Annotated in this window: 21 protein-coding genes; 13 read left to right on the top strand and 8 right to left on the bottom strand. The window is 64.6% G+C overall.

Annotation, left to right across the window (positions count from 1 at the left end; translation table 11 throughout):
• Nucleotides 1-77: 77 nt before the first annotated feature.
• Nucleotides 78-1,790: a tetratricopeptide repeat protein gene (locus MUB52_RS04335; RefSeq protein WP_404818184.1), complete on the top strand. Its 1,713-nt coding sequence runs from the start codon at nucleotides 78-80 to the stop codon at nucleotides 1,788-1,790.
• Nucleotides 1,774-2,613 carry a 4-(cytidine 5'-diphospho)-2-C-methyl-D-erythritol kinase gene (locus tag MUB52_RS04330; RefSeq protein ID WP_263842967.1) on the top strand — a complete coding sequence of 280 codons (840 nt, stop codon included), beginning with the start codon at nucleotides 1,774-1,776 and terminating at the stop codon, nucleotides 2,611-2,613. The genes MUB52_RS04335 and MUB52_RS04330 overlap by 17 nt, the downstream gene beginning before the upstream one ends.
• Here the strand turns inward: MUB52_RS04330 and MUB52_RS04325 are convergent.
• Complete coding sequence (locus tag MUB52_RS04325) at nucleotides 2,606-3,607, bottom strand: polyprenyl synthetase family protein (protein ID WP_263842966.1); 1,002 nt, start codon at nucleotides 3,605-3,607, stop codon at nucleotides 2,606-2,608. The two genes, MUB52_RS04330 and MUB52_RS04325, sit on opposite strands and share 8 nt — an antisense overlap.
• Nucleotides 3,608-3,662: 55 nt before the next feature.
• Between MUB52_RS04325 and MUB52_RS04320 the strand changes: the two genes are divergently transcribed.
• The 3 genes from MUB52_RS04320 to MUB52_RS04310 all read left to right on the top strand — a co-directional run bounded on the left by MUB52_RS04320 (nucleotide 3,663) and on the right by MUB52_RS04310 (nucleotide 4,891).
• On the top strand, nucleotides 3,663-3,878 hold the full coding sequence (locus MUB52_RS04320; protein ID WP_263842965.1) for a putative signal transducing protein: 216 nt from the start codon (nucleotides 3,663-3,665) through the stop codon (nucleotides 3,876-3,878).
• Nucleotides 3,875-4,615, top strand: coding sequence for a tRNA1(Val) (adenine(37)-N6)-methyltransferase (locus tag MUB52_RS04315; protein WP_263842964.1), 741 nt, complete (start codon nucleotides 3,875-3,877; stop codon nucleotides 4,613-4,615). The genes MUB52_RS04320 and MUB52_RS04315 overlap by 4 nt, the downstream gene beginning before the upstream one ends.
• A 111-nt stretch (nucleotides 4,616-4,726) precedes the next feature.
• On the top strand, nucleotides 4,727-4,891 hold the full coding sequence (locus tag MUB52_RS04310; protein WP_263842963.1) for a YdcH family protein: 165 nt from the start codon (nucleotides 4,727-4,729) through the stop codon (nucleotides 4,889-4,891).
• On the opposite strand, the gene yddG is transcribed toward MUB52_RS04310, so the two are convergent.
• The 5 genes from yddG to MUB52_RS04285 all read right to left on the bottom strand — a co-directional run bounded on the left by yddG (nucleotide 4,872) and on the right by MUB52_RS04285 (nucleotide 10,020).
• Nucleotides 4,872-5,756, bottom strand: coding sequence for an aromatic amino acid exporter YddG (yddG, locus tag MUB52_RS04305; protein WP_263842962.1), 885 nt, complete (start codon nucleotides 5,754-5,756; stop codon nucleotides 4,872-4,874). The two genes, MUB52_RS04310 and yddG, sit on opposite strands and share 20 nt — an antisense overlap.
• Nucleotides 5,753-6,697, bottom strand: coding sequence for a transcriptional regulator GcvA (locus MUB52_RS04300; RefSeq protein WP_263842961.1), 945 nt, complete (start codon nucleotides 6,695-6,697; stop codon nucleotides 5,753-5,755). The genes yddG and MUB52_RS04300 overlap by 4 nt, the downstream gene beginning before the upstream one ends.
• Before the next feature lie 306 nt (nucleotides 6,698-7,003).
• Nucleotides 7,004-7,726, bottom strand: a complete 723-nt coding sequence (gene phbB / locus MUB52_RS04295; RefSeq protein WP_263842960.1) for an acetoacetyl-CoA reductase — start codon at nucleotides 7,724-7,726, stop codon at nucleotides 7,004-7,006.
• A gap of 126 nt (nucleotides 7,727-7,852) precedes the next feature.
• Nucleotides 7,853-9,028: an acetyl-CoA C-acetyltransferase gene (locus MUB52_RS04290; protein ID WP_263842959.1), complete on the bottom strand. Its 1,176-nt coding sequence runs from the start codon at nucleotides 9,026-9,028 to the stop codon at nucleotides 7,853-7,855.
• A 149-nt stretch (nucleotides 9,029-9,177) separates the two neighbouring features.
• Complete coding sequence (locus MUB52_RS04285; RefSeq protein WP_263842958.1) at nucleotides 9,178-10,020, bottom strand: EAL domain-containing protein; 843 nt, start codon at nucleotides 10,018-10,020, stop codon at nucleotides 9,178-9,180.
• A gap of 338 nt (nucleotides 10,021-10,358) precedes the next feature.
• Here MUB52_RS04285 and rpsD point away from each other — a divergent pair, with 338 nt between their 5' ends.
• The gene (gene rpsD, locus MUB52_RS04280; protein WP_263842957.1) at nucleotides 10,359-10,979 is read left to right on the top strand and encodes a 30S ribosomal protein S4; all 621 of its coding nucleotides are present in this window, start codon (nucleotides 10,359-10,361) and stop codon (nucleotides 10,977-10,979) included.
• A 59-nt stretch (nucleotides 10,980-11,038) separates the two neighbouring features.
• Here the strand turns inward: rpsD and MUB52_RS04275 are convergent, their stop codons facing one another.
• On the bottom strand, nucleotides 11,039-11,659 hold the full coding sequence (locus MUB52_RS04275; RefSeq protein ID WP_263842956.1) for a class I SAM-dependent methyltransferase: 621 nt from the start codon (nucleotides 11,657-11,659) through the stop codon (nucleotides 11,039-11,041).
• A gap of 182 nt (nucleotides 11,660-11,841) precedes the next feature.
• Here MUB52_RS04275 and MUB52_RS04270 point away from each other — a divergent pair, with 182 nt between their 5' ends.
• The 4 genes from MUB52_RS04270 (at nucleotide 11,842) to MUB52_RS04255 (ending at nucleotide 15,496) form a co-directional block, all read left to right on the top strand.
• Nucleotides 11,842-12,570 (top strand): VPLPA-CTERM sorting domain-containing protein, encoded by a 729-nt coding sequence (locus MUB52_RS04270; RefSeq protein ID WP_263842955.1) that lies wholly within the window; start codon nucleotides 11,842-11,844, stop codon nucleotides 12,568-12,570.
• A gap of 156 nt (nucleotides 12,571-12,726) precedes the next feature.
• The gene (gene hisC / locus MUB52_RS04265; protein ID WP_404818186.1) at nucleotides 12,727-13,809 is read left to right on the top strand and encodes a histidinol-phosphate transaminase; all 1,083 of its coding nucleotides are present in this window, start codon (nucleotides 12,727-12,729) and stop codon (nucleotides 13,807-13,809) included.
• Entirely contained in the window at nucleotides 13,806-14,726 is a 921-nt protein-coding gene (locus tag MUB52_RS04260; RefSeq protein WP_263842953.1) for a prephenate/arogenate dehydrogenase family protein, read from the top strand. The genes hisC and MUB52_RS04260 overlap by 4 nt, the downstream gene beginning before the upstream one ends.
• Entirely contained in the window at nucleotides 14,723-15,496 is a 774-nt protein-coding gene (locus tag MUB52_RS04255) for an extensin-like domain-containing protein (RefSeq protein ID WP_263842952.1), read from the top strand. Before MUB52_RS04260 ends, MUB52_RS04255 begins: the two co-directional genes overlap by 4 nt.
• On the opposite strand, the gene MUB52_RS04250 is transcribed toward MUB52_RS04255, so the two are convergent.
• Nucleotides 15,493-16,497 (bottom strand): DUF2125 domain-containing protein, encoded by a 1,005-nt coding sequence (locus MUB52_RS04250; RefSeq protein WP_263842951.1) that lies wholly within the window; start codon nucleotides 16,495-16,497, stop codon nucleotides 15,493-15,495. The genes MUB52_RS04255 and MUB52_RS04250 overlap by 4 nt on opposite strands.
• A gap of 66 nt (nucleotides 16,498-16,563) precedes the next feature.
• Between MUB52_RS04250 and MUB52_RS04245 the strand changes: the two genes are divergently transcribed.
• From MUB52_RS04245 to MUB52_RS04235, 3 genes are all read left to right on the top strand, one after another.
• Complete coding sequence (locus MUB52_RS04245; RefSeq protein ID WP_263842950.1) at nucleotides 16,564-17,094, top strand: gamma-glutamylcyclotransferase; 531 nt, start codon at nucleotides 16,564-16,566, stop codon at nucleotides 17,092-17,094.
• 75 nt (nucleotides 17,095-17,169) lie between these two features.
• Entirely contained in the window at nucleotides 17,170-18,354 is a 1,185-nt protein-coding gene (locus MUB52_RS04240) for a biopolymer transporter ExbB (RefSeq protein ID WP_263842949.1), read from the top strand.
• Between the two features lie 2 nt (nucleotides 18,355-18,356).
• Nucleotides 18,357-20,243: a peptidoglycan -binding protein gene (locus tag MUB52_RS04235; RefSeq protein ID WP_263842948.1), complete on the top strand. Its 1,887-nt coding sequence runs from the start codon at nucleotides 18,357-18,359 to the stop codon at nucleotides 20,241-20,243.
• Nucleotides 20,244-20,308 lie beyond the last annotated feature (65 nt).

Raw genomic sequence — 20,308 nt, 5'->3', positions numbered from 1 at the left:
GCCCACGGTGGCATTGCGCTTGGGCCCGAACGTGCTAGCCTGTTGCAAAAGAGATGTCTCGCGAGGGAGCAGCCCCAGTGTTTCGATTGATGACCGCCTCCGCAACCGCGCTTGTTCTGTCCATGACGACGGCCCTGCCGCTTGCGGCCCAGTCCATTGCGGGTCCCTATCTCGCAGCCCGCTCCGCGGCGATGCAGAGCGATTTCGAACAGGCGTCCACCTATTTCATCCAGGCGCTTGCACGGGATCCGCGTAATCCTGCGTTGATGGAGAGCGTCGTCGCCTCGCAGCTGGCGCTTGGTCGGGTCGAACGCGCTGTGCCGGTTGCAGAAGCGCTCGTCGCGATCGACCAGAACAGCCAGATCGCCGATCTCGTGCTGACCACCGACATGATCCTGAACGAAGACTACGACGCGCTGGTGGCGCGCACGCCAGCGGGGCAGGGCGTCGGCCCGCTGGTCGATGGTTTGATCAAGGCATGGGCCCTGCTCGGCGCGGGCCGGGCCAACGATGCGCTCGCCGCGTTTGATGAGGTGGCGGAGGAGCCGGGCCTTCAGGGCTTTGCGCTTTATCACAAGGCGATGGCTCTGGCTTCGGTGGGCGACTTCGAAGGCGCAGAAGAGATCTTCAGCGCCGATACGACCGGCACCGTCGTGCAGACCCGGCGTGCAGTGCTGGCCCGAGCCGAGATCCTGTCGCAGCTGGAGCGGGACGAGGACGCGCTGCAACTGCTTGAGCGCATGTTCAGCGGCGCGACCGACCCCGAGATCGAGCAGGTGATCGAAGCGCTGAACGGCGAGACGCCGATGCCCTTCCGCCACATCACCTCGGCGCGCGACGGCTTTGCCGAGGTGTTCTATTCGGTGGCCGCGGCGCTGCGCAATGAGGCGGGCCCGGAATACACCATCCTCTATGCGCAGGTCGCTCTGACCCTGCGTCCGGATCACGTGGACGGCCTGCTTCTGACCGCCGATCTCTTCGACACGCTGGAGCAGTACGACCAGGCCATCGCGGTCTACCGCCAGGTGCCGCAGGCCGACCCAGCCTACCATGTGGCGGAACTGGGGCGGGCCGAAGCGATGCGCCGCAGCGGCAAGCCCGACGCGGCGATCGAAGTGCTCGAACAGCTCACCCGCAGCCACGGGCACCTTGCCACCGTGCATTCGTCGCTGGGCGATGCGCTGCGCCAGGAAGACCGCTTTGCCGAAGCCGTGGTTGCCTACAACCGGGCCGCAGCCCTCGTGGAGGACCACGGCGGGCCGAGCTGGTTCCTCTACTACGCGCGGGCGATCTCGCATGAGCGGCAGGGCAATTGGGAGGAGGCCGAGGCTGACTTCCGCGCCGCGTTGGAGATCAACCCCGGCCAGCCGCAGGTGCTGAATTATCTCGGCTACTCTCTGGTGGAAAAACAGATCAAGCTTGAAGAGGCGCTCGAGATGATCGAGCGCGCCGTAGCGGCCAGCCCCGACAGCGGCTATATCATCGACTCGCTTGGCTGGGCGCTCTACCGGCTTGGCCGCTACGAAGAAGCAGTGCCGCATATGGAACGCGCAGTGGAGCTGATGGCGGTCGATCCCGTGGTCAACGACCACCTGGGCGATGTCTACTGGGCGGTCGGGCGCAAGCGCGAGGCGGAATTCCAGTGGCAACGGGCACTCTCCTTCGTCGACAAGAACGACCCGATGAGCGAGGCCAAGCCGGAGCGCATTCGCCGCAAGCTTGAGGTCGGGCTCGACGCTGTGTTGGCAGAAGAAGGTGCGGAGCCCTTGCATCTTGCCCGAGAAAACTGACCCGACTTTGCCGGACGGGACGATCCGTTGCTTTGCCCCGGCCAAGATCAACCTCACGCTGCATGTCACCGGCCAAAGGAATGACGGGTATCACCTGCTCGACAGTTTGGTGGTCTTTGCTGCTGTGGGCGACCGGCTCTGGCTGACACCAGGGAGCGACCTGATGCTGGAGATCGCGGGCCCCTTCGCGCCCGGCGTGCCGTCTGATGCGCGCAATCTCGTCTGGCAGGCCGCGGAACTGGCGGGCTGGTGCGGTCATATCCGACTGGAGAAGCACCTGCCGCATGGCGGCGGCATTGGCGGCGGGTCGGCAGATGCGGGGGCTGTTCTGAGGGCGCTTGGCGTCCAGGACGGTGCGGTGTCACTTGGGGCGGATGTGCCGGTCTGCCAGTTTGGCCGGGCCGCCCGGATGCTCGGGATCGGCGATCAGATCGCACCTGCAGCGGATGTGATGTCGTTCTTTGCCGTGCTTGTGAATCCCGGCGTTCATATTGCGACCCCGACCGTGTTTCAGAACCTGGTGGTGAAGGACAATCCGCCGATGCCGGACTTGCCCGCCGCAGGCTCCGGTGACCGCATCTGGATCGACTGGCTGGCGGCGCAGCGCAATGACCTGGAGGGGGCGGCGCGACAGCTGGCGCCTGCCATTGGTGACGTCTGTTCAGCCCTTGCCGAGACGGATGAGGTTCTTCTGGTCCGGATGTCCGGCTCAGGCTCGACCTGTTTTGGCCTCTACCCGTCCATGTCCGATGCGCAGACCGCTGCAAAAGCTCTTGCCACGCGGCACCCGGACTGGTGGTGCGTGCCCACCGTGCTCAATTGATCCGCTCGACCACATAGTCGGCGAGATCCTCGAGCATGTCCTTGATCGCATGGGCGGGCAGGGGGGCGAGCGCCGCCCGCGCCTTGGCCGCCCAATCCCGGGCCGCCGCCGCCGTATCCGTCAGCGCATCGTATTTCCGCAGCAAGGCCTGCGCGGCTTCAAGATCATCGTCGGTCTGCTTACCCTTCTCGATGGTGCGCTCCCAGAACGCGCGCTCTTCCGCGTCTGCCTGCGCCACCGCCTTCAGCAGCGGCAGGGTCAGCTTGCGTTCGCGGAAGTCGTCTCCGAGGTTCTTGCCGATGGCATTCGGATCGCCTTGGAAATCCAGCAAATCGTCGACGATCTGGAAGGCGATCCCCAGCGCATCCCCGTAATCGAAAAGAGCCCGCACATGGGCATCGGGCGCGCCTGCGATCACGCCGCCGACCTCCGTCGCCGCCGAGAACAGAGCCGCCGTCTTGCCGCGGATCACCTGCATGTAAATCTCTTCGGTGGTGCGCAGATCCTGGCTCGCCGTCAGTTGCAGGACTTCGCCCTCCGCGATAGTGGCGGAGGCGTTCGACAGGATGTCGAGAACCTGCAAGGACCCGGTCTCGACCATCAACTGGAAGCTGCGCGAGAAGAGATAGTCGCCCACGAGAACGGAGGATTTGTTGTCCCACAAAAGGTTCGCCGTTGGACGGCCGCGCCGCTGTCCGCTTTCATCGACCACGTCGTCATGCAGCAGCGTCGCCGTGTGGATGAATTCCACGGTTGCGGCGAGGTTGATATGAAAGCGGCCCTCATAGCCGCAGAGATGCGCCGCCGCGAGGGTCAGCATCGGGCGCAGCCGTTTGCCCCCCGCTTCGACCAGATGCGCCGTCACCTCCGGGATGCGCGGGGCGTGCTCGGACGCCATGCGGGTGCGGATCAGCGCGTTCACCGCCTCCAGATCAGCCGCCAGATAGGCCGCCATCCGGTCGTGCGGCTTTTGCGAATTCTCGGTATTCGGCATCAACTTCCCGTTTGCAGGCTCGACATCGCTGCCGGCTTGCCCTTACATCCCTGATATGAAGGAACTTTTGCGCAGCACAGACCCCACCGTCATCGCCTTTGCCACGGCCCTTCTCCAAGGCGAGGATATAGACTGCTTTGAGGTGGACGTAAACATGAGCGTGCTCGAAGGCGGCATCGGAATCTTCCCGCGCAGATTGATGGTGCGGACCGAAGATCACGAGATCGCGGCGCGCGTGATGCTGGACAATGACATCCCGCTGGGGACATGACCGACAACCTCACCAGGGATGCGTTTCTGGGCGGGCGGGTGCAGCTTTATCAGCCGCGGGTGGGCTATCGGGCGGGTGTCGATCCGGTGCTTCTGGCAGCGAGTGTCGCTGCCACGCCCGGCCAGTCGGTGCTGGATCTGGGCTGCGGGGTCGGAGCGGCGATTTTGTGCCTGTCCGCCCGCGTCCCCGGCCTGTCCCTGACCGGGGTCGAAGTGCAGGAAGACTACGCGATGCTGGCCCGGCGCAACGCTGGTGACAGGGTCGAGGTGATTACGGCGGATATCAGCGATCTGCCTTTGGATTTGCGCCAGCGCCAGTTCGACCACGTGCTGACCAATCCGCCCTACTTCAATCGGGCTGCGAGCCGCGCGGCATTTGACGCCGGCCGGGAGGCCGCGCATGGCGAGAGCGCGCCTTTGGCCGAATGGGTGCGTGTTGCGGCCAAGCGTCTGAAACCAAAAGGATATGCGCATATCATCCACCGTGCCGAACGGCTGCCCGAGATCCTCGGTGCCTGGCCCGGTGGCATGGGCAGTATCGAAGTGCTGCCGCTCTCGGCGCGCGCCGGGCGGATGGCCGAGCGCGTGATCGTGCGTGCGCGCAAGAACGGACGCGGGGCATTCAAGCTGCACGCGCCCCTCGTTTTGCACCTCGGCGCCTGCCACACACGCGATGCCGAGGACTACTGCCCGCAGGTCAAAGCAGTGTTGCGGGATGGCGCCGCGCTAGAATTCTAGTCGTCGTTAACACAATTTTAACGGGTATCGCGCTCATGCTGCTTGTGCGGCGTGACTAGAATCACCATCTGTGATTCACTCGACGTCGTACCGTTGCAACAGGAGGAATGAATGAGCGTCACTGCACATGTCGACCAGCTGAAAAAGAAGCATCAGTCCCTGAGCGAAGCCGTCGAAGAGGCGCAGCGATCGCCCGGGATGGACGATCTTGCAATCGCCGACCTGAAAAAGCAGAAACTCCGCCTCAAGGAAGAAATCACGCGTTTGTCGAGTTAGCGCTCGATCCAAAACTGGCGTAGGCGGCCACTGCCGCCCCGCCCGTGATCAGCAGTGCCGCGAGACCCAAGGTTGCCGAAACCGGCGCGGCACCCGCAATAACGAGAATGCCCGTCGACAGAAGCGGTGCTGCATAGGATGCAGCACCCAGCAGCTGAATGTCGCCGCGCTTCACACCGATATCCCAGACGAAAAACGCAAGGCCAACCGGTCCGAGGCCAAGCAGGACGGTGGCCGCCCAGGCTGTCGCACTGGTCGGCAGCACCGTCTGCTCAAAGGCAAGGTGCAGGGGCAGAGACAAGGCGGCCGCACCCAGGCAGAAGAGAGTGACGGATTGTGTCGGGGCGTCCCCGACAACCCGGGACAGGACCGAGTATCCCGACCAGGTCAGCGCACAGATGAGCGCCAGTGCATAGCCGGGCAGATGCCGTGCCTCGAACCCCTGGCCTGCGCCCGAGATGATCAGTGCGGCCCCCGCAAAACCCGCAATCGCGCCGATCACGTGCCCACGCCGCAGCCTCTCCCCGGGCAGCAGGCCCGAGAACAGCACGATAAGCAGCGGCCAGAGATAGGCGATCAGCCCCGCTTCCGCGGCAGGGGCGAGCCGCAGCGCTGAAAAATAGAGCGCGTGATAGCCAAAAAGGCCAAGCGTTCCAAAGACGTAAACCCGCCGAGGCACGCGCCGCAACACGCCGAGTCCACCCGAAAGAAACGTCCAGATCAGCCCGCAAGTGCCGCCGATGGCAAAACAGATCGTGTTCAGCAACAGAGGCGGGACGGGCGCAGAGCGCACGGTGAGAAGCGCCAGCAGTGCCCAGAGGAGCACCGCAACGAACCCCACCCCCGTGGCCTGTACGCGGCTCATGCTATCCGCGCGCCGGGTTCGACAAGCTGCAAACCCTCAGTGATATGCGTTGTTTTGTCGATCTCACTCAGCATCCAGTCACGAAAGGCTTTGACATGCGGGCGGGTCTCGCTGCCGTCTGGGCAGAGAAAGCGGAACTTCGCCCCGGTGGAGAGGGCGACACCATAGGGCGTGACGAGACGGCCCTCGTCGATGTCCTTGACCACCAATGCGCGCCGCCCCAGCACCACCCCAACGCCCGCGAGCGCGGCATCGACAGCGTGATCGGCCTGGCTGAAGCGGGGGCCATGGGTCGGGTCGAAATCGATCCCCACGGCGGCGAACCACTCCGCCCAGCCGCACGGCGGGTCCAGAAACCTGATCGAATCGTCGAAGATGAGCGGGGCCTCGATCAGGCTTTGGGGGTCGGGGAAGCGCTCGGCCAATGTCGGGGTCATCACCGGAGCCACCCATTCCTCCGCCAGCGGAAGACAGTAGAGCCCGTCGCCGCCATCCTTGCCGAAGCGGATCGCGACATCGATCGCATCCCGCCCGAAATCCATGATCCGCAACGATGCCGAGAATCGCAGCTCGATCTCGGGGTGTGCCTGCGCAAATTCGTATAGACGCGGTGCGAGCCATTTTGCGGTAAAGGCGGGGCCTGCGGTCACCGTGAGTGACTGATCGTCTTGCAGACGCTGCGTGCCCCGCCAGGCGTTCGCCAGCGTCTGAAAGCCCTCTGCCACTCCCGGGGCGAGGGTCTTGCCCGCTTCTGTCAGTTCGACAGCGCGGTTCAGTCGCCGGAAAAGCGGTGCGCCCAGATGTTCTTCGAGCGACTTGATCTGAAAACTGAGCGCAGCGGGTGTGACGGCAAGCTCGTCGGCGGCCTTGGCAAAAGACATATGCCGTGCGGCGGCCTCGAAGGCACGCAGAGCTGTGAGGGGAGGTAATCTGTTAACCATAGTCACTTAAATACAGCTTAACTGAGGGCGTGGAAAGTCTCGTTTGTCAGCTTTGTTAGCGAATGTCATAACGGTATCAGATCAAATGAGCTTTCGCAGGTAAGGAGCCCGCCATGTTCGAAGCAACGACCCGTCGCGACACACGCAACGCCATGCAACGCGCGCATGAAGAGCGTGCACAGGCCATGAAAAACGCCTGGCATTGGTTGTTTTCCACTTCCCGCTGATCGGCTGCAGCGATCTTACGGGATAAAGGAAGGGCCGGTCACCGCGACCGGCCCTTCTTCTGTCCGATGGCCCGGGCGCTCATACGAAGAACTGCGCCCCGTTTGCTGAAATGGTGGAGCCGTTGATGAACCCGGAGTCATCCGAGGCGAGGAAGACGACGCAGCGGGCGATCTCTTCCGGCTCACCCAGCCGGCCGGCGGGGATCTGAGCGATGATCGACTCGCGCACTTTCTCCGGAACGGCCATCACCATGTCGGTTGCGATGTAACCGGGGCAAATCGCGTTTGCTGTGATGCCTGCGCGCGCGCCCTCTTGCGCCAGAGACTTCACAATGCCCAGATCGCCCGCCTTGGTCGCAGCATAGTTCACTTGGGCGAACTGCCCCTTCTGGCCGTTGATCGAGCTGATCACGATCACCCGCCCGAACTTGCGCTCGCGCATGCCCGGCCAAATCGGGTGTACGGTGTTGAAGACCCCGGTCAGGTTGGTGTCGATCACCTCTTGCCATTGCTCGGGTGTCATTCTGTGGAAGGGCGCATCGCGGGTGATCCCGGCGTTGGCCACAACGATCTCAATAGGCCCCAGATCCGCCTCGACCCCTGCGATCCCCTCTTTGCAAGCGTCATAGTCTGCGACGTTCCACTTGTATGTTTTGATACCCGTCTCGTCGGTGAACTTCGCAGCGGCTTCGTCGTTGCCGGCATAGGTGGCGGCCACGGTATAGCCGGCATCTTTCAGAGCGTTGGAAATCGAGGCACCGATACCTCGGCTGCCTCCGGTGACTAGGGCGACACGGGACATAGGGGATCCTCCATAGTTTTTCTGATAATCTTGTTACGCACTGAAAATGAGATGCGCAACATTGTTGCGCGCTCATTTTCAGGATTTGGGCAGCGCATGGGTCAGCCGGCGCCGCCCTGCCGCAGATCAGGGACGCTCAAGGCACATGGCCACGCCCATGCCGCCGCCAATGCAAAGCGTCGCGAGACCCTTTTTCGCGTCGCGCCGCTTCATCTCGAAGAGCAGCGTGTTCAGGATGCGCGCGCCTGACGCGCCGATCGGGTGGCCGATGGCGATCGCGCCACCGTTCACGTTCACGATCTCGGGGTTCCAGCCCATGTCCTTGTTCACCGCGCAGGCCTGGGCCGCGAAGGCTTCATTCGCCTCTACCAGGTCAAGGTCTTCAGCTTTCCAGCCAGCCTTCTCCAACGCCTTGCGGCTGGCGTAGATCGGGCCGGCGCCCATGATCGACGGATCGAGGCCCACCGTTGCATAGCTGGCGATCCGCGCCAGCGGCTCGATGCCGCGTTTTTCTGCTTCATCGGCTGACATCATCAAAGCGGCCGCCGCGCCATCATTCAGGCCCGAGGCATTCGCCGCAGTGACAGAGCCATCCTTTGCGAAGGCGGGGCGCAGCTTTTGCATGGCTTCGATGGTCGCGCCGTGGCGAATGTATTCGTCCTGCTCGACCACGGTGTCGCCTTTGCGGCCCTTCACAGTGAAGGCCACGATCTCGTCTGCAAACTTCCCCGCCTTCTGCGCGGCTTCGGCCTTGTTCTGGGACGCAACAGCGAACTCATCCTGTTGCTCACGGTTGATCTGCCATTTTTCGGCCACGTTTTCGGCGGTTTGCCCCATGTGGTACCCATTGAAAGCGTCCCACAGGCCGTCGCGGATCATCGTGTCGATGTACTTGATGTCACCCATCTTGTGCCCGGCGCGCAGCGGTGCCGCGTGGGGCGACAGGGTCATGTTCTCCTGCCCGCCGGCTGCGACGATATCCGCATCCCCCAATTGGATATGTTGTGCGGCCAGCGCAACCGAGCGTAGGCCCGAGCCGCAGACCTGGTTGATCGTCCAGGCCGCGCTGTCCTGGGGCAGCCCCGCATTGATATGCGCCTGACGTGCAGGGTTCTGGCCCTGCGCTGCCGTCAGCACCTGGCCGAGGATCGTTTCGGACACTTCCGACGGGTCGACACCTGCGCGCGCCACCACTTCCTTCAGGACGGCTGCGCCGAGATCATGGGCGGGCGTGGTTGCGAAGGCGCCGCCGAAACTGCCAACGGCGGTTCGGGCTGCGGATGCGATAACGACATTCGTCATGTGGTGTGTCCTTTACCAGTTCTGGCAAAGGGGTGTTCTCACCGGGCCCCGGTCCGAAGGGCCCCAACCCCCTCACCTCTCATGGTTCGGTGCATACCGCATTCGCATCAGCGCGGCAACCAGATGGCCGGTCCGGTCCGTGGTCCCGGTCAGATGGCTTTTTGCGTATCCGCGGGCCGCAGCCAGTGTGGCCGCGTCGAGGCGGCGGAGAAGTAGAAACCTTGCAGGCAGTCCACCCCGAGATTGATCAGGGTTGCGGCATCCTCCTTGGTCTCGACGAACTCCGCGACGGTGAGCATGTCGAAATGCTTCGCGATCGAAACGAGCGCCGCCGTCAGCGCCTGGTTGTCCGGATCATTTGCGATGCCTTGAACGAATTGGCCGTCGATCTTGAGAATGTCGAAGTAGAAATCCTTGAAGTACCGCAGGGCGGTGTAGCCTGCCCCGAAATCATCCATGGCAAAGCAGATCCCCTCGATCTGCAAACGGTCCATGAAGTCGACCACAAGCTCGGGGACGAGCATGGCCGAGCTCTCGGTGATTTCCAGGATCAAGCGCTCGGCAATCAGAGGGTTCCGGGTCAGCCAGCGGTCCAGCGTCCGGTTCCACTGCCGATAGCCGATCGAGCGGGCCGACATGTTGATGGACAGCCGCAAGCTGGGGTTGTCATTCAGCGCGCGCAGGCCGAGCCCGAGTGCCAGCGTGTCCAACTGGCGCCCCAGCTCCGTGTTCTCGATCGTATCCATGAAGTCGATGGCGGGGATGACCCGGCCGGTCGAGTCGAGCACGCGGATCAGACCCTCATAGAATGCGATCTTGTCCGGAGCCCGCGCCTGCATCACCGGCTGAAACGCCAGCAAAACCTGCTTGTGCCTGATCGCCTCCTCGACCATCCCGATCGTATTCCGGTCGCGCTGAGAGAGCGCAAACTGAAGCGGGTTTTCCGCGCCCGGGGGAACATCTGCCAATCGTCTTCTTCTCGATCCGGACATGGGACCCTCGCACTGTTTCGACCGGGTCACTTTGTGGGCAAAATTGCTAAAATCGCGTAAATATTCTCATTTTGTTCTAATTTAGATTAGATTTAACCCTTTGAAAAATATGGTGAACAATTGGCAAACATGAAGACGGATCGTTTGCCGCCCGCGCGCGCAAAGCTGGTGCCAAGGCGCCCGCAAGCCGAAGGGGCGTTGACTCTGCCTTGGGGCTCAGTATAAGCGCGGCTTCATTGGTGTTGGCGGCCCCCGCAAGGGGATGCCTGTCGGGCTTTAAGCCAGAGGACAACGCCCTTCATGCCCGTGCATCGGGCCCATATCGAAGGAGATCAGCTGTGACCAAACGCACCGCTGCCAAGTACAAGATCGACCGCCGCATGGGTGAAAACATCTGGGGTCGTCCGAAGTCCCCCGTGAACCGCCGCGAATACGGCCCCGGCCAGCACGGCCAGCGCCGCAAGGGCAAGCTTTCGGATTTCGGCATCCAGTTGCGCGCCAAGCAGAAGCTGAAAGGCTACTACGGCGATCTGACAGAGAAGCAATTCCGCCGCATCTACGCTGAAGCCGAGCGTGTGAAGGGCGACACCGGTGAAAACCTGATCGGCCTGCTCGAGCGTCGGCTCGACGCCGTAGTCTACCGCGCGAAATTCGTGCCGACCGTCTTCGCGGCGCGTCAGTTCGTGAACCACAAGCACGTGCGGGTGAACGGCAAGATTGTGAATATCCCCTCCTACCGCGTGAAAGAGGGCGATGTGATCGAAGTGCGTGACCGCTCCAAGCAGATGGCGGCACTCATTGAGGCAACACAGCTGCCCGAGCGTGACGTGCCGGACTACATCGAAGCCGATCACTCGAAGATGGCCGCGACCTTCGTGCGCACGCCGACGCTGGGCGACGTGCCCTATCCGGTGATGATGGAGCCGAACCTGGTCGTCGAATTCTACGCGAAGAACTAAAGCGCTTCGTCGCGCTGACCTTGAAGACCGCGCCGGATCTTACGGCGCGGTTTTTTCGTTCACACCGCACGCGCCACGAGCGCAAAGCTGGTGCGCGACGGTGGGCCCGAGGGGAAGCGGTGTCGCGCCTCCACCTCGAAACCGGCCGCCTGCAACAGGCCGGTGATTTCGTCGGGCCGGAAGGTCCGGTGACGCCATTGCAGCCAGATGATCACATTGCACCAATGCGGTTTGGAGACCACCAGAAAGAGCCGCGCCCCCGGGCGCGCCAGACGTCGCATGGCCGAAAGCGCTGTGCAGGGCGCATCGAAATGCTCGATCACATGAGCTGCGAGAATGATATCGAAGTGGTCCGACGCCGCCGTCTCAAGGCCGGTATGACGGGGCTCCGCCACGACCCCGCGGCGGAGCAATGCACCATGTGCGACTTCGAGCATGGCCGCTGACGGATCCAGCAGCACCATCCGCGCGGGCGCCTCGTGAAGGGCCGCCCAAGCCTCTGCAAAAGCGCCTGTGCCGGTCCCCACATCTACGACCGACGCACCCGCCGCAGGCACCTCCGCCCGGTCCGCCAGAAACCCCAGATAGCCGTCGAAGTAACCCAGAGCCCGCATCTTGTCGGACCACTTCGGGGCAGCTGCGGTATAGCGTGCGGCGAGGTCGGATGCGCTCTGCGTCATGAGCCAAGCGTTGCATGGGGCTGCCGGGCGCGCAAGCCGAGGCGCACGTCGAAGATCGCCGAAGCGATGTCAAGTGACGCAACGTTGGAAACAGTCTGTTCGGCGGAAACCCGCTTGACCCGGCGATCCGCGCAATATATCCGGTTTGAGGAAAAATAGCATAAAATTTTGCGGAGTGAGTAATGAGTATCTGGAAATTGGCGGGCGCTGCGGCCCTGACACTGGCCTGCGCCTTTGGCGCAAATGCCGCAACCATCACTGTCACCACATTTGATGCCGGCAACTATAACAGCAGCCTCGGCGCCGCGGGCACAACGGGGGAAGACTTCGAAGCGCTTGGTGGCAGCATGGGTGAAGGCGAGGTGGGTGCTTCGCTGTCCACCGCCGTCGGCACGTTCGAGTCGCTGGGCGGTACCGGCACCGGCGGTTCCGTGATCGGCACCGGGACCGAGCTGGCGCTGCGTGACGGCACGCTCTTCGGTCGGACCAACACAGTCCCACAAGGCGGGTCGTGGTTCCTTGACAGCAACGACACCTGGGGCATGAAGTGGATGGTCGACACCGGCAGCCTCTTCAGCAAGGTCTCCTTTGTTCTGAACGATGGCAGCGATGTGGGCGCGTTCCTGCGCATCATCGCTGGCGGCCAGACGAAAGAGCTGCGCACTGGCGGCAAGCTGCCCAACGGCAATGCACGGGTGGTGGAGATCGACTTCGGTCAGAAGATCAGCTCGGCGGAAATCATCCTCGGGAACTTCACCACCTCCGGGGGTCAGCAGTACCGGCTGAATGACGGCTTCTCGGTGGACGGTATTGAAGTCTCGGCTGTGCCGCTGCCGGCCTCCGTGCTGCTGCTGGGTGCTGCGATCGGTGGTCTTGGTTGGGCCGGGCGGCGCCGGTCAAAAGCCGCCTGATCCTCCCATCATATCGTTCTGAAAGGGCTCGGGTCACCGGGCCCTTTTTGTGCGACGCGCCGGGATTGCGGGTGGAGGGTGCGGCGAGAGGCGAGTTGGTGGTGGCAGAGCGCGCAGCACCCCGCTAATGTCCGCCGGACAGGAGACCACCCGATGATGACAGATATGCGCGCCCAGCCCGGTATCATGGACATCGCCCTCTACCAGGGCGGTGCCTCCCGGATTGAAGGGCAGGCAGACCCGCTCAAGCTGAGCTCGAACGAGAACCCTCTTGGCGCAAGCCCCAAGGTGGCCGAGGCGGTGGCCGCGGCCGCCCTCTCGCTGCACCGCTATCCGCCGACCGATCATGCAGCCCTGCGCACTGCGATTGCCGAGGTGCACGGGCTTGATGCCGATCGGATCATCTGCGGTGTCGGCTCGGACGAGATCCTGACACTGCTCGCCATGGCCTTTGCCGGTCCGGGTGACGAGGTGCTTTACACCGAGCACGGATTTGGGCTCTATCGGATCTTTGCGCTCTCGGCGGGTGCGACCCCGGTGGTGGCGCCGGAGCGCGAGCGCCGCATCGATGTCGATCTGTTGCTGCGCCATGTCACCCCGGCCACCCGGCTGATCTATATTGCCAATCCGGCCAATCCCACCGGTACGGCGCTGGACATGGCCGAGCTGACCCGGCTCGCGGATGCGCTGCCAGAGCAGTGCCTGCTGGTGCTCGATGGCGCCTATGCAGAGTTTTTCGCCGGCTATGATGGCGGCGCCGCCCTGGTGACCGCGCGGGCCAACGTCGCGATGACCCGCACCTTCTCCAAGCTCTACGGGCTTGGCGGGTTGCGCGTCGGATGGGGATACGCGAGCCAGCATGTGATCGATGTGCTGAACCGCATCCGCGGCCCCTTCAACATGTCCAGCGTGGCGCTCGCTGGTGCGGAGGCCGCGATGCGCGACCGCGGCTTTGTCGAGATCTGCCTGCGCGAGAATGCCGAACAGCGCGCGCGGCTGATCGGAGGCCTGCGGCAGCTGGGCATCGCCTGCGACGACAGCGAGGCCAATTTCGTACTCGCGTGCTTCGCCGATGAGGGTGAGGCGCTGGCGGCGGATGCGCATCTGAAGTCCGCAGGCATCCTCGTGCGCCTCGTGAAAGGCTACGGCTTCCCCGAGGCTTTGCGGATCACCGTGGGCCGTGCGGAAGATGTTACGCGCGTGCTCGACGCGCTCGCCAGTTTTCGGCAGGCCGCATGAGTATCATTTACAACCGCGTCGCCCTGATCGGGCTAGGGCTGATCGCCTCGTCGATGTTCTGGGCGATGAAACGCCGCGGGCTGGCGGGCGAGGTCACGGGGTTTGCGCGCTCCGAGGCTACGCGAGCGACGGCGCGCCGCATTGGGCTCTGCGATCGTGTCTGCGACAGCCTCACCGAAGCTGTGGCGGATGCGGACCTCGTGGTGCTGGCCGTGCCCGTGGGCGTCATGGGCGCCGTGGCGGCCGAGATCGCGCCCGCGCTCAAGCCGGGTACCACCGTGACGGATGTCGGATCGGTCAAACGCGACGTGATCGAGAGCGTCGGTCCGCATCTGCCCGAAGATGTCCATTTCGTGCCGGGCCATCCGCTTGCGGGCACCGAGCATTCGGGGCCGGAGTCGGGTTTTGCCGAGCTCTTTGACAATCGCTGGTGCCTGCTTGTCCCGCCGGAAGGCACCGACCCTGCTGCCGTCGCCCGGCTGCGTCGCTTCTGGCAGGGCCTTGGCAGCAATGTCGAGGAGATGGAGGCCGAGCACCACGATCTGGTGCTTGCAGTGACCAGCCACGCGCCGCACCTGATCGCCTACACGATGGTCGGCGTTGCCGATGACTTGCGCCGGGTGACCGACAGCGAGGTGATCAAGTACTCGGCAGCCGGCTTCCGCGACTTCACCCGCATTGCCGCGAGCGATCCGACGATGTGGCGCGACGTGTTCCTCACCAACAAGGATGCGACGCTGGAGATCCTCGGCCGCTTCACCGAAGAGCTCTTTGCGCTGCAAAGGGCCATTCGCACCGGCGACGGCGATCACCTGCACGACTATTTCACCCGCACCCGCGCGATCCGGCGCGGCATCATCGAGGCGGGGCAGGACACGGACGCGCCGGACTTCGGGCGCGCCAAAACCTCGTCGTGACCCGCCGGGTTCTGAGCGCGCTCCTGCTTCTTCTGGCAGGAACGGTGGCGGCTGAGGTGCCCCAGAGCTCCAAGCGCCCGGTGGACCGGCCTGCCGCTCTTACGCTCGAGGGCTCCGGCGCGATCTCCACCGCCGCACCACGCGCGGCGACGCTGCGCGGCACGGCACCGGCGGTCTCGCTCCGGCCCCGGATGCGCACGCGCGAGGTCCGCCGGCTGATCCGCAGGCACCAGAAGCTGCGCGCGGCGGGCGCCATCTGCGGCGATCCCGCGATCCAGGGCGAGGTGGTCGGCGCCGTGCCCGGGCGCATCGCGGGCTGCGGCGTGGCCCAGGCGGTGCGGGTGCGCGCGGTGTCGGATATCGCACTCAGCCAGCGTGCCGTTATGGACTGCGGCACCGCACAGGCGCTGAAAACCTGGGTGGACGGCTCGGTGAAGCCCACATTGCGCAAGATGGGCGGTGGCGTCGCGAGCCTGAAGGTCGCGGCGCACTACGTCTGCCGCACCCGAAACCACAAAGCAGGTGCACGCATCTCCGAACACGGCAAGGGCCGCGCCATCGATATCTCCGGCTTCGTTTTGCGCGACGGGTCCACGATCTCGGTGCTGACGGGCTGGACGGCGCGCGACACCAGCCGCGCTCTGCGCCGGATGCACCGCGACGCCTGCGGCCCCTTCGGAACCGTGCTCGGCCCCGACGCCGACAGTTTCCACCGCGATCACTTTCACTTTGATACTGCGCGCTACCGCAACGGAACCTACTGCCGCTAGCGCAAGATAATCCGCGGTGCGGATCCGAGCGGCACGAAGCCCAGCAATACGAGCCCGTCGCGCAAGGTGAGTGTGGCGTCGATGGCCTGCGGATCGCCCGAGGCCGCAGCCAGCGCTTGCAGCACGCTCTGCGCCTGCGGGACCAGTGCAGCGGGCAAGAGGCCGGCGCGCTCCGCCAGCGTCAGAATCTGCTGCCAGTTTCGCGCCTGGAGCGACAGGGTCCCTTCCGGCACACCCTCGGCATCGATCGTCAGATCCGCAGCCGCCCGCAACTCCAAGGTGCCCCAGACCGCTTCGGCCAGCGCAATCTCGATCCGCCTGGGTTGCGGGCGCGACACCTCGACGGCGCGGCGGTCCCAGACCCGATCGAACTCGGCCCGCATCTGCAGAGTAAAACTGTCGAAACTTACCGGCCAGCTCTCGGGCACCCGCAACGCCGCGCGCGGCACCGAACCCGGCTGAAAGGCCGCGGCACCTGCGCTCAGCACATAGCGCCGCGGCTCTGTCGGGTCCTGTTCCATGATGATGCTGAGGTCTTCGGCCAAGAGAACCTGACCATTCGGCCCGCCGAGGGACCACGGGCCCGATGCGAGCTCCAGCCGCTCCAGCTCGAGCGCCGCGCCGGGGCGCAGCTGCATGTCTGCCCTCGCGCCCTGCATGAGCAGCGTTGCCCGCCCCTCGGGGCTGGCCAGCGTAATCGCGTCTTCGGGCAGGAGCACGGTCACGTCCCCTGGCCACCACGCCGGGGCCGAGACCGAAAGCGCGCTTGCGGTCAGTGCCACACCGGTCTGTGGATCGGCCAGTGCCGGCAGCAGCACCTCCGCGTCGAACCGCAGAGGAAAACCGCCAAGATCGAGGCGGGCATACTCGGCCTGCCAGCCTTCGGCGCGGCGATCTGCAACCCAACGCTCGACTGCCCGCTCAGCGGCTGCCGCCGCCCAGAGCCACCAGCCGCCCCAGGCCAGCGCCAGTAGCACCCCTGCCCACATGATCCGAGGCATCGCCGACCTCTTTGCCTTTTGCCCTGAATTGAGGTTTACGCAACTGAGGCAAGGAGAACCAGTCATATGACCATGTGGGTGTTCGGCTACGGCAGCCTATTGTGGAAGCCCGGCTTCGAGGTCTCGGAGCAGGTGGTGGCGACCCTGCCGGGCTATGCGCGCTCGTTCTGCATGTGGTCGATCCACCACCGCGGGACCGAAGAGGATCCGGGCCTCGTGCTGGCGCTCGATGAAGACCCCCGGCATGCCTGCGAAGGCGTCGCTTTGGCGGTGAAACCGGGCACCGAGGAGGCTACGCTCGCCTACCTGCGCGAACGCGAGCTGATTTCCTCGGCCTATCTGGAGCGCATGCTGGATGTCGATCTGGTGGACGGGCGGCGGGTTCAGGCTCTGGCCTATGTGATCAACCGCGCCAACCGGCAGTATTGCGGGGGCCTGCCGCTGGAACAGCAAGCGCAGATCATCGCCAAGGCCAAGGGCGGGATGGGCCCGAATACGGAATACCTTTACAACACCGCGCGGCATCTCGCCGAGATCGGCCTGCACGATCCCGATCTGGAGTGGCTGAGCCAGCGGGTCCGCCACCTTACCGCATAAATCCTTGGCGCGAGGTGCAGTTTTCGGGTTAAACTGCCGTCCAAGCAGAAGAATAACGCGCGGGGAGCAGTGCGCATGGCATTGCCAGTTCGACAGGCAAGACCGGTCTTTTCTCAGCCGGTGCGGCAGATTTCGCTGATGCTCATCGTGCTGGCGCTGTCGGGCTTCGGCAGTTTTCTCGCGCTGCCGCGGGTGCTTCCGATTTTCGAGGCGAACCCCTACCTGAACGGGTTCATTCTCTTCGTCTTCGCCATCGGCGTGCTGGCCTGTTTCTACCAGGTCTTCCAACTGATCGGTTCGGTGCGCTGGATCGAGCGTTTTGCCTCGGACCAGCTGGACAGATCCACGCAGGCACCGCTCCTTCTGGCGCCACTCGCCACTCTACTGCGGTCGCGCGGCGCGCGGATGCAAGTCAGCGCGACCTCCACGCGCTCGATCCTCGACTCCGTCGCGACCCGCATCGATGAGGCGCGCGAGATCACGCGCTACATCGTCAACACGCTGATTTTCCTTGGCCTTTTGGGCACCTTCTACGGGCTTGCCACGACCGTGCCGGCGGTGGTCGACACCATCCGCAACCTCGTGCCGGAAGACGGCGAAGGCGGGGTTGAAGTCTTCAACCGGCTCATGACCGGGCTTGAGGCGCAGCTCGGCGGCATGGGTGTCGCCTTTGCGTCCTCGCTTCTTGGCCTTGCGGGCTCTCTGATCGTGGGGCTGCTGGAGCTTTTTGCCGGTCATGGCCAGAACCGCTTCTACCGCGAACTTGAGGAATGGCTCAGCACCATCACGCGTGTGGGATTGACCGCAGATGATGAGGCAGCAGGCGATCAGGGCGCGCTGGCCGCTGTGGTCGAGCATATGGTCGAACAGATGGAACGCCTGCAGGAGATGTTCCAGAATTCAGATGTGAGCAGGTCCGAGATCAACGAGAACCTCAGCACCCTTGCGGGGTCCATCGAGCGGATGACGCAGAAGATGGACGGCATGGACCCGGCCAGTGCCGCGCTCGAGCGGGTTGCCGCCGGGCAGGAGCGGCTGATCTCCGCTCTCGAACACCAGGGGCACAGCGACGGGATTGACGCGGAAAGCCGCATGCGCCTGCGCTCGATCGACGTGCAGATGTTGCGCATCCTCGAGGAGATTTCCGCCGGGCGGCAGGAAAGCATGGCTGAGCTGCGTGTGGATCTCTCCCGGCTGACGGAGGCGCTCCGGACCGCGCCGCCGCGTGCCACCACCCGTCTGACATCTGAGGACGGCTGAGCATGGCGCTGTCCCGACGCACCGGCACCCGGTTCCAGGCCTCGATCTGGCCCGGGTTTGTCGATGCGATGACGGGCCTTTTGCTGGTCTTGATGTTTGTGCTGACGATTTTCATGATCGTGCAGTTTGTGCTGACCGAACGGATCACCGGCCAGGAGACCGAGCTGGATCAGCTTGCCGGTGAAGTGGCGATCCTTGCGCAGGCTTTGGGGTTGGAGCGGCAGACGACATCGGAGCTGCAAGGCCAGTTGGGCGAGCTTCAGACCACGCTTTCCGATGCGGAGGAACGCATTGCGACGCTGACCGCGACCCGGGATACACAAGCGGCGGCGCTGGAGGCGGCCACCTCGCAGATTACGCAATTCGAGGCGCAGGTGGCTGCGCTCATCGCGCAGCGGGACAGCGCGCGCGATCGGGTGGGGACACTGGTCGCCGAACGGGATACGGCGCGGGATCAGGCGGCGCAGCTGGAGGCCGCCCAGGCGGAGTTGCTGAGCGAGCAGGAGGCGTTGAACCTGGCCCTTGCAGCCGCCCGAGGTGAGATCGACGCTCAGGCGGAAGCGGCCCGGCTTGCCGCGGCCCGGCGCGAGGCACTCGACGCGCTGGTGGCCGATCTGCGGGCACGCAACGCCGAGGCGCAGGGGCAGGTAGAGGCGCTGGCCTCCGATCTCGATGCCGCGCGCACCGCCCTCAGCGATGAGGAAGCGGCGCGCCTGGCCGAGGCCGCTGCCGCCGAGGCGTTGCGCGCTCGTCTCGAGAATGCGGATGCAGAGCTGACGGCGATGACCTTGGCGCTCGAGGCGCAGCGCCGCGAGGCCGAGGAAACGCTGACGCTTCTGGCCGCGGCCCGGGCCGCCGAGCAGGATCTCGACGCGGAGTTGGCCGCAGCCCTTCTTCAGGTCAGTGATCTGGCTCAGTCGCTTGAGGCGGCCAGTGGTGAAGCTGATGCGCTGCGTCTGGCCGAAGAGGCGCTGCGGGCCGAGTTGGCGGCGGCATCGGAGCGCTCTGCGACCGAACAGGAGGCTCTGCGCGCGCAGCTGGCCGAGGCGCTGGCGGCCAAGCTGGCCGCTGAAACGCTTGCCGGGGACAGCAGCACCGAAGCCGAGCGGCAGGCGGCGCTCCTGGCGCAGGCGCGGCAGGCGCTTGCGGAAGAAGAGGACATCAGTGCCGAGGCGCAACGTCAGGCCGAGTTGCTGAACCAGCAGGTGGCGGCGCTGCGTGGGCAACTCGGTGACCTGCAGGCGCTGCTGGATGATGCGACGGAGCGGGACGCCGCCTCGCAGATCCGCCTGCAATCTCTGGGGTCCGACCTCAACACTGCGCTCGCGCGGCTCGCTGCCGAAGAGCGCCGCCGTGCGGCTTTGGAGGAGGCGGAGCGCAAGCGTCTTGAGGAGGAAGCGGCGCAGCTGGCGGCGCAAACCAAGGATCTGGAGCAGTATCGCTCGGAGTTCTTCGGGCGCCTGCGCGATGTGCTCGGGCGTCAGGAAGGGGTGCGGATAGAAGGCGACCGGTTTGTGTTCTCTTCTGAGGTTCTGTTTGCTCCGGCGAGCGCGGAGCTCTCGCCCGAGGGGCAGGCTGAGGTGACGAAGGTGGCCGAGATCATCTCAAGCGTGGCCGATGACATTCCGCCAGAGATCAACTGGGTGCTGCGTGTCGATGGACATACCGACAACGTGCCCCTCTCGGGCAGCGGTCGCTATGCCGACAACTGGGAGCTGAGCCAGGGCCGGGCGTTGTCGGTCGTGAAGTACATGGTCGATGCATTGGGTCTTCCGCCGGATCGCCTAGCCGCGAACGGGTTTGGCCAGTACCAGCCCGTGGCCCTGGGCGACAGCGAAGCGGCGCGCGCGCAGAACCGGCGCATCGAGTTGAAGTTCACCGAACGGTAGGGGCAGGGCGCACGCACGCCGATGTCCTCCGAGGAGGACATCGGCGTGCGTGTGCGCGGCCCCGG

Source organism: Roseobacter sinensis (assembly GCF_025755255.1).
Taxonomy (GTDB): Bacteria; Pseudomonadota; Alphaproteobacteria; order Rhodobacterales; family Rhodobacteraceae; genus Roseobacter; species Roseobacter sinensis.
The sequence above is the reverse complement of the archived record's forward strand: the minus strand, read 5'-3'. Positions and strand labels throughout refer to the sequence as shown.

Coding starts and splice junctions, on each gene's coding strand:
- MUB52_RS04325 (WP_263842966.1), bottom strand. CDS start 3,607: ATGCCGAATACCGAGAATTCGCAAAAGCCGCACGACCGGATGGCGGCC.
- MUB52_RS04320 (WP_263842965.1), top strand. CDS start 3,663: ATGAAGGAACTTTTGCGCAGCACAGACCCCACCGTCATCGCCTTTGCC.
- MUB52_RS04315 (WP_263842964.1), top strand. CDS start 3,875: ATGACCGACAACCTCACCAGGGATGCGTTTCTGGGCGGGCGGGTGCAG.
- MUB52_RS04310 (WP_263842963.1), top strand. CDS start 4,727: ATGAGCGTCACTGCACATGTCGACCAGCTGAAAAAGAAGCATCAGTCC.
- yddG (WP_263842962.1), bottom strand. CDS start 5,756: ATGAGCCGCGTACAGGCCACGGGGGTGGGGTTCGTTGCGGTGCTCCTC.
- MUB52_RS04300 (WP_263842961.1), bottom strand. CDS start 6,697: ATGGTTAACAGATTACCTCCCCTCACAGCTCTGCGTGCCTTCGAGGCC.
- phbB (WP_263842960.1), bottom strand. CDS start 7,726: ATGTCCCGTGTCGCCCTAGTCACCGGAGGCAGCCGAGGTATCGGTGCC.
- MUB52_RS04290 (WP_263842959.1), bottom strand. CDS start 9,028: ATGACGAATGTCGTTATCGCATCCGCAGCCCGAACCGCCGTTGGCAGT.
- MUB52_RS04285 (WP_263842958.1), bottom strand. CDS start 10,020: ATGTCCGGATCGAGAAGAAGACGATTGGCAGATGTTCCCCCGGGCGCG.
- MUB52_RS04275 (WP_263842956.1), bottom strand. CDS start 11,659: ATGACGCAGAGCGCATCCGACCTCGCCGCACGCTATACCGCAGCTGCC.
- MUB52_RS04270 (WP_263842955.1), top strand. CDS start 11,842: ATGAGTATCTGGAAATTGGCGGGCGCTGCGGCCCTGACACTGGCCTGC.
- hisC (WP_404818186.1), top strand. CDS start 12,727: ATGACAGATATGCGCGCCCAGCCCGGTATCATGGACATCGCCCTCTAC.
- MUB52_RS04260 (WP_263842953.1), top strand. CDS start 13,806: ATGAGTATCATTTACAACCGCGTCGCCCTGATCGGGCTAGGGCTGATC.
- MUB52_RS04250 (WP_263842951.1), bottom strand. CDS start 16,497: ATGCCTCGGATCATGTGGGCAGGGGTGCTACTGGCGCTGGCCTGGGGC.
- MUB52_RS04245 (WP_263842950.1), top strand. CDS start 16,564: ATGACCATGTGGGTGTTCGGCTACGGCAGCCTATTGTGGAAGCCCGGC.
- MUB52_RS04240 (WP_263842949.1), top strand. CDS start 17,170: ATGGCATTGCCAGTTCGACAGGCAAGACCGGTCTTTTCTCAGCCGGTG.
- MUB52_RS04235 (WP_263842948.1), top strand. CDS start 18,357: ATGGCGCTGTCCCGACGCACCGGCACCCGGTTCCAGGCCTCGATCTGG.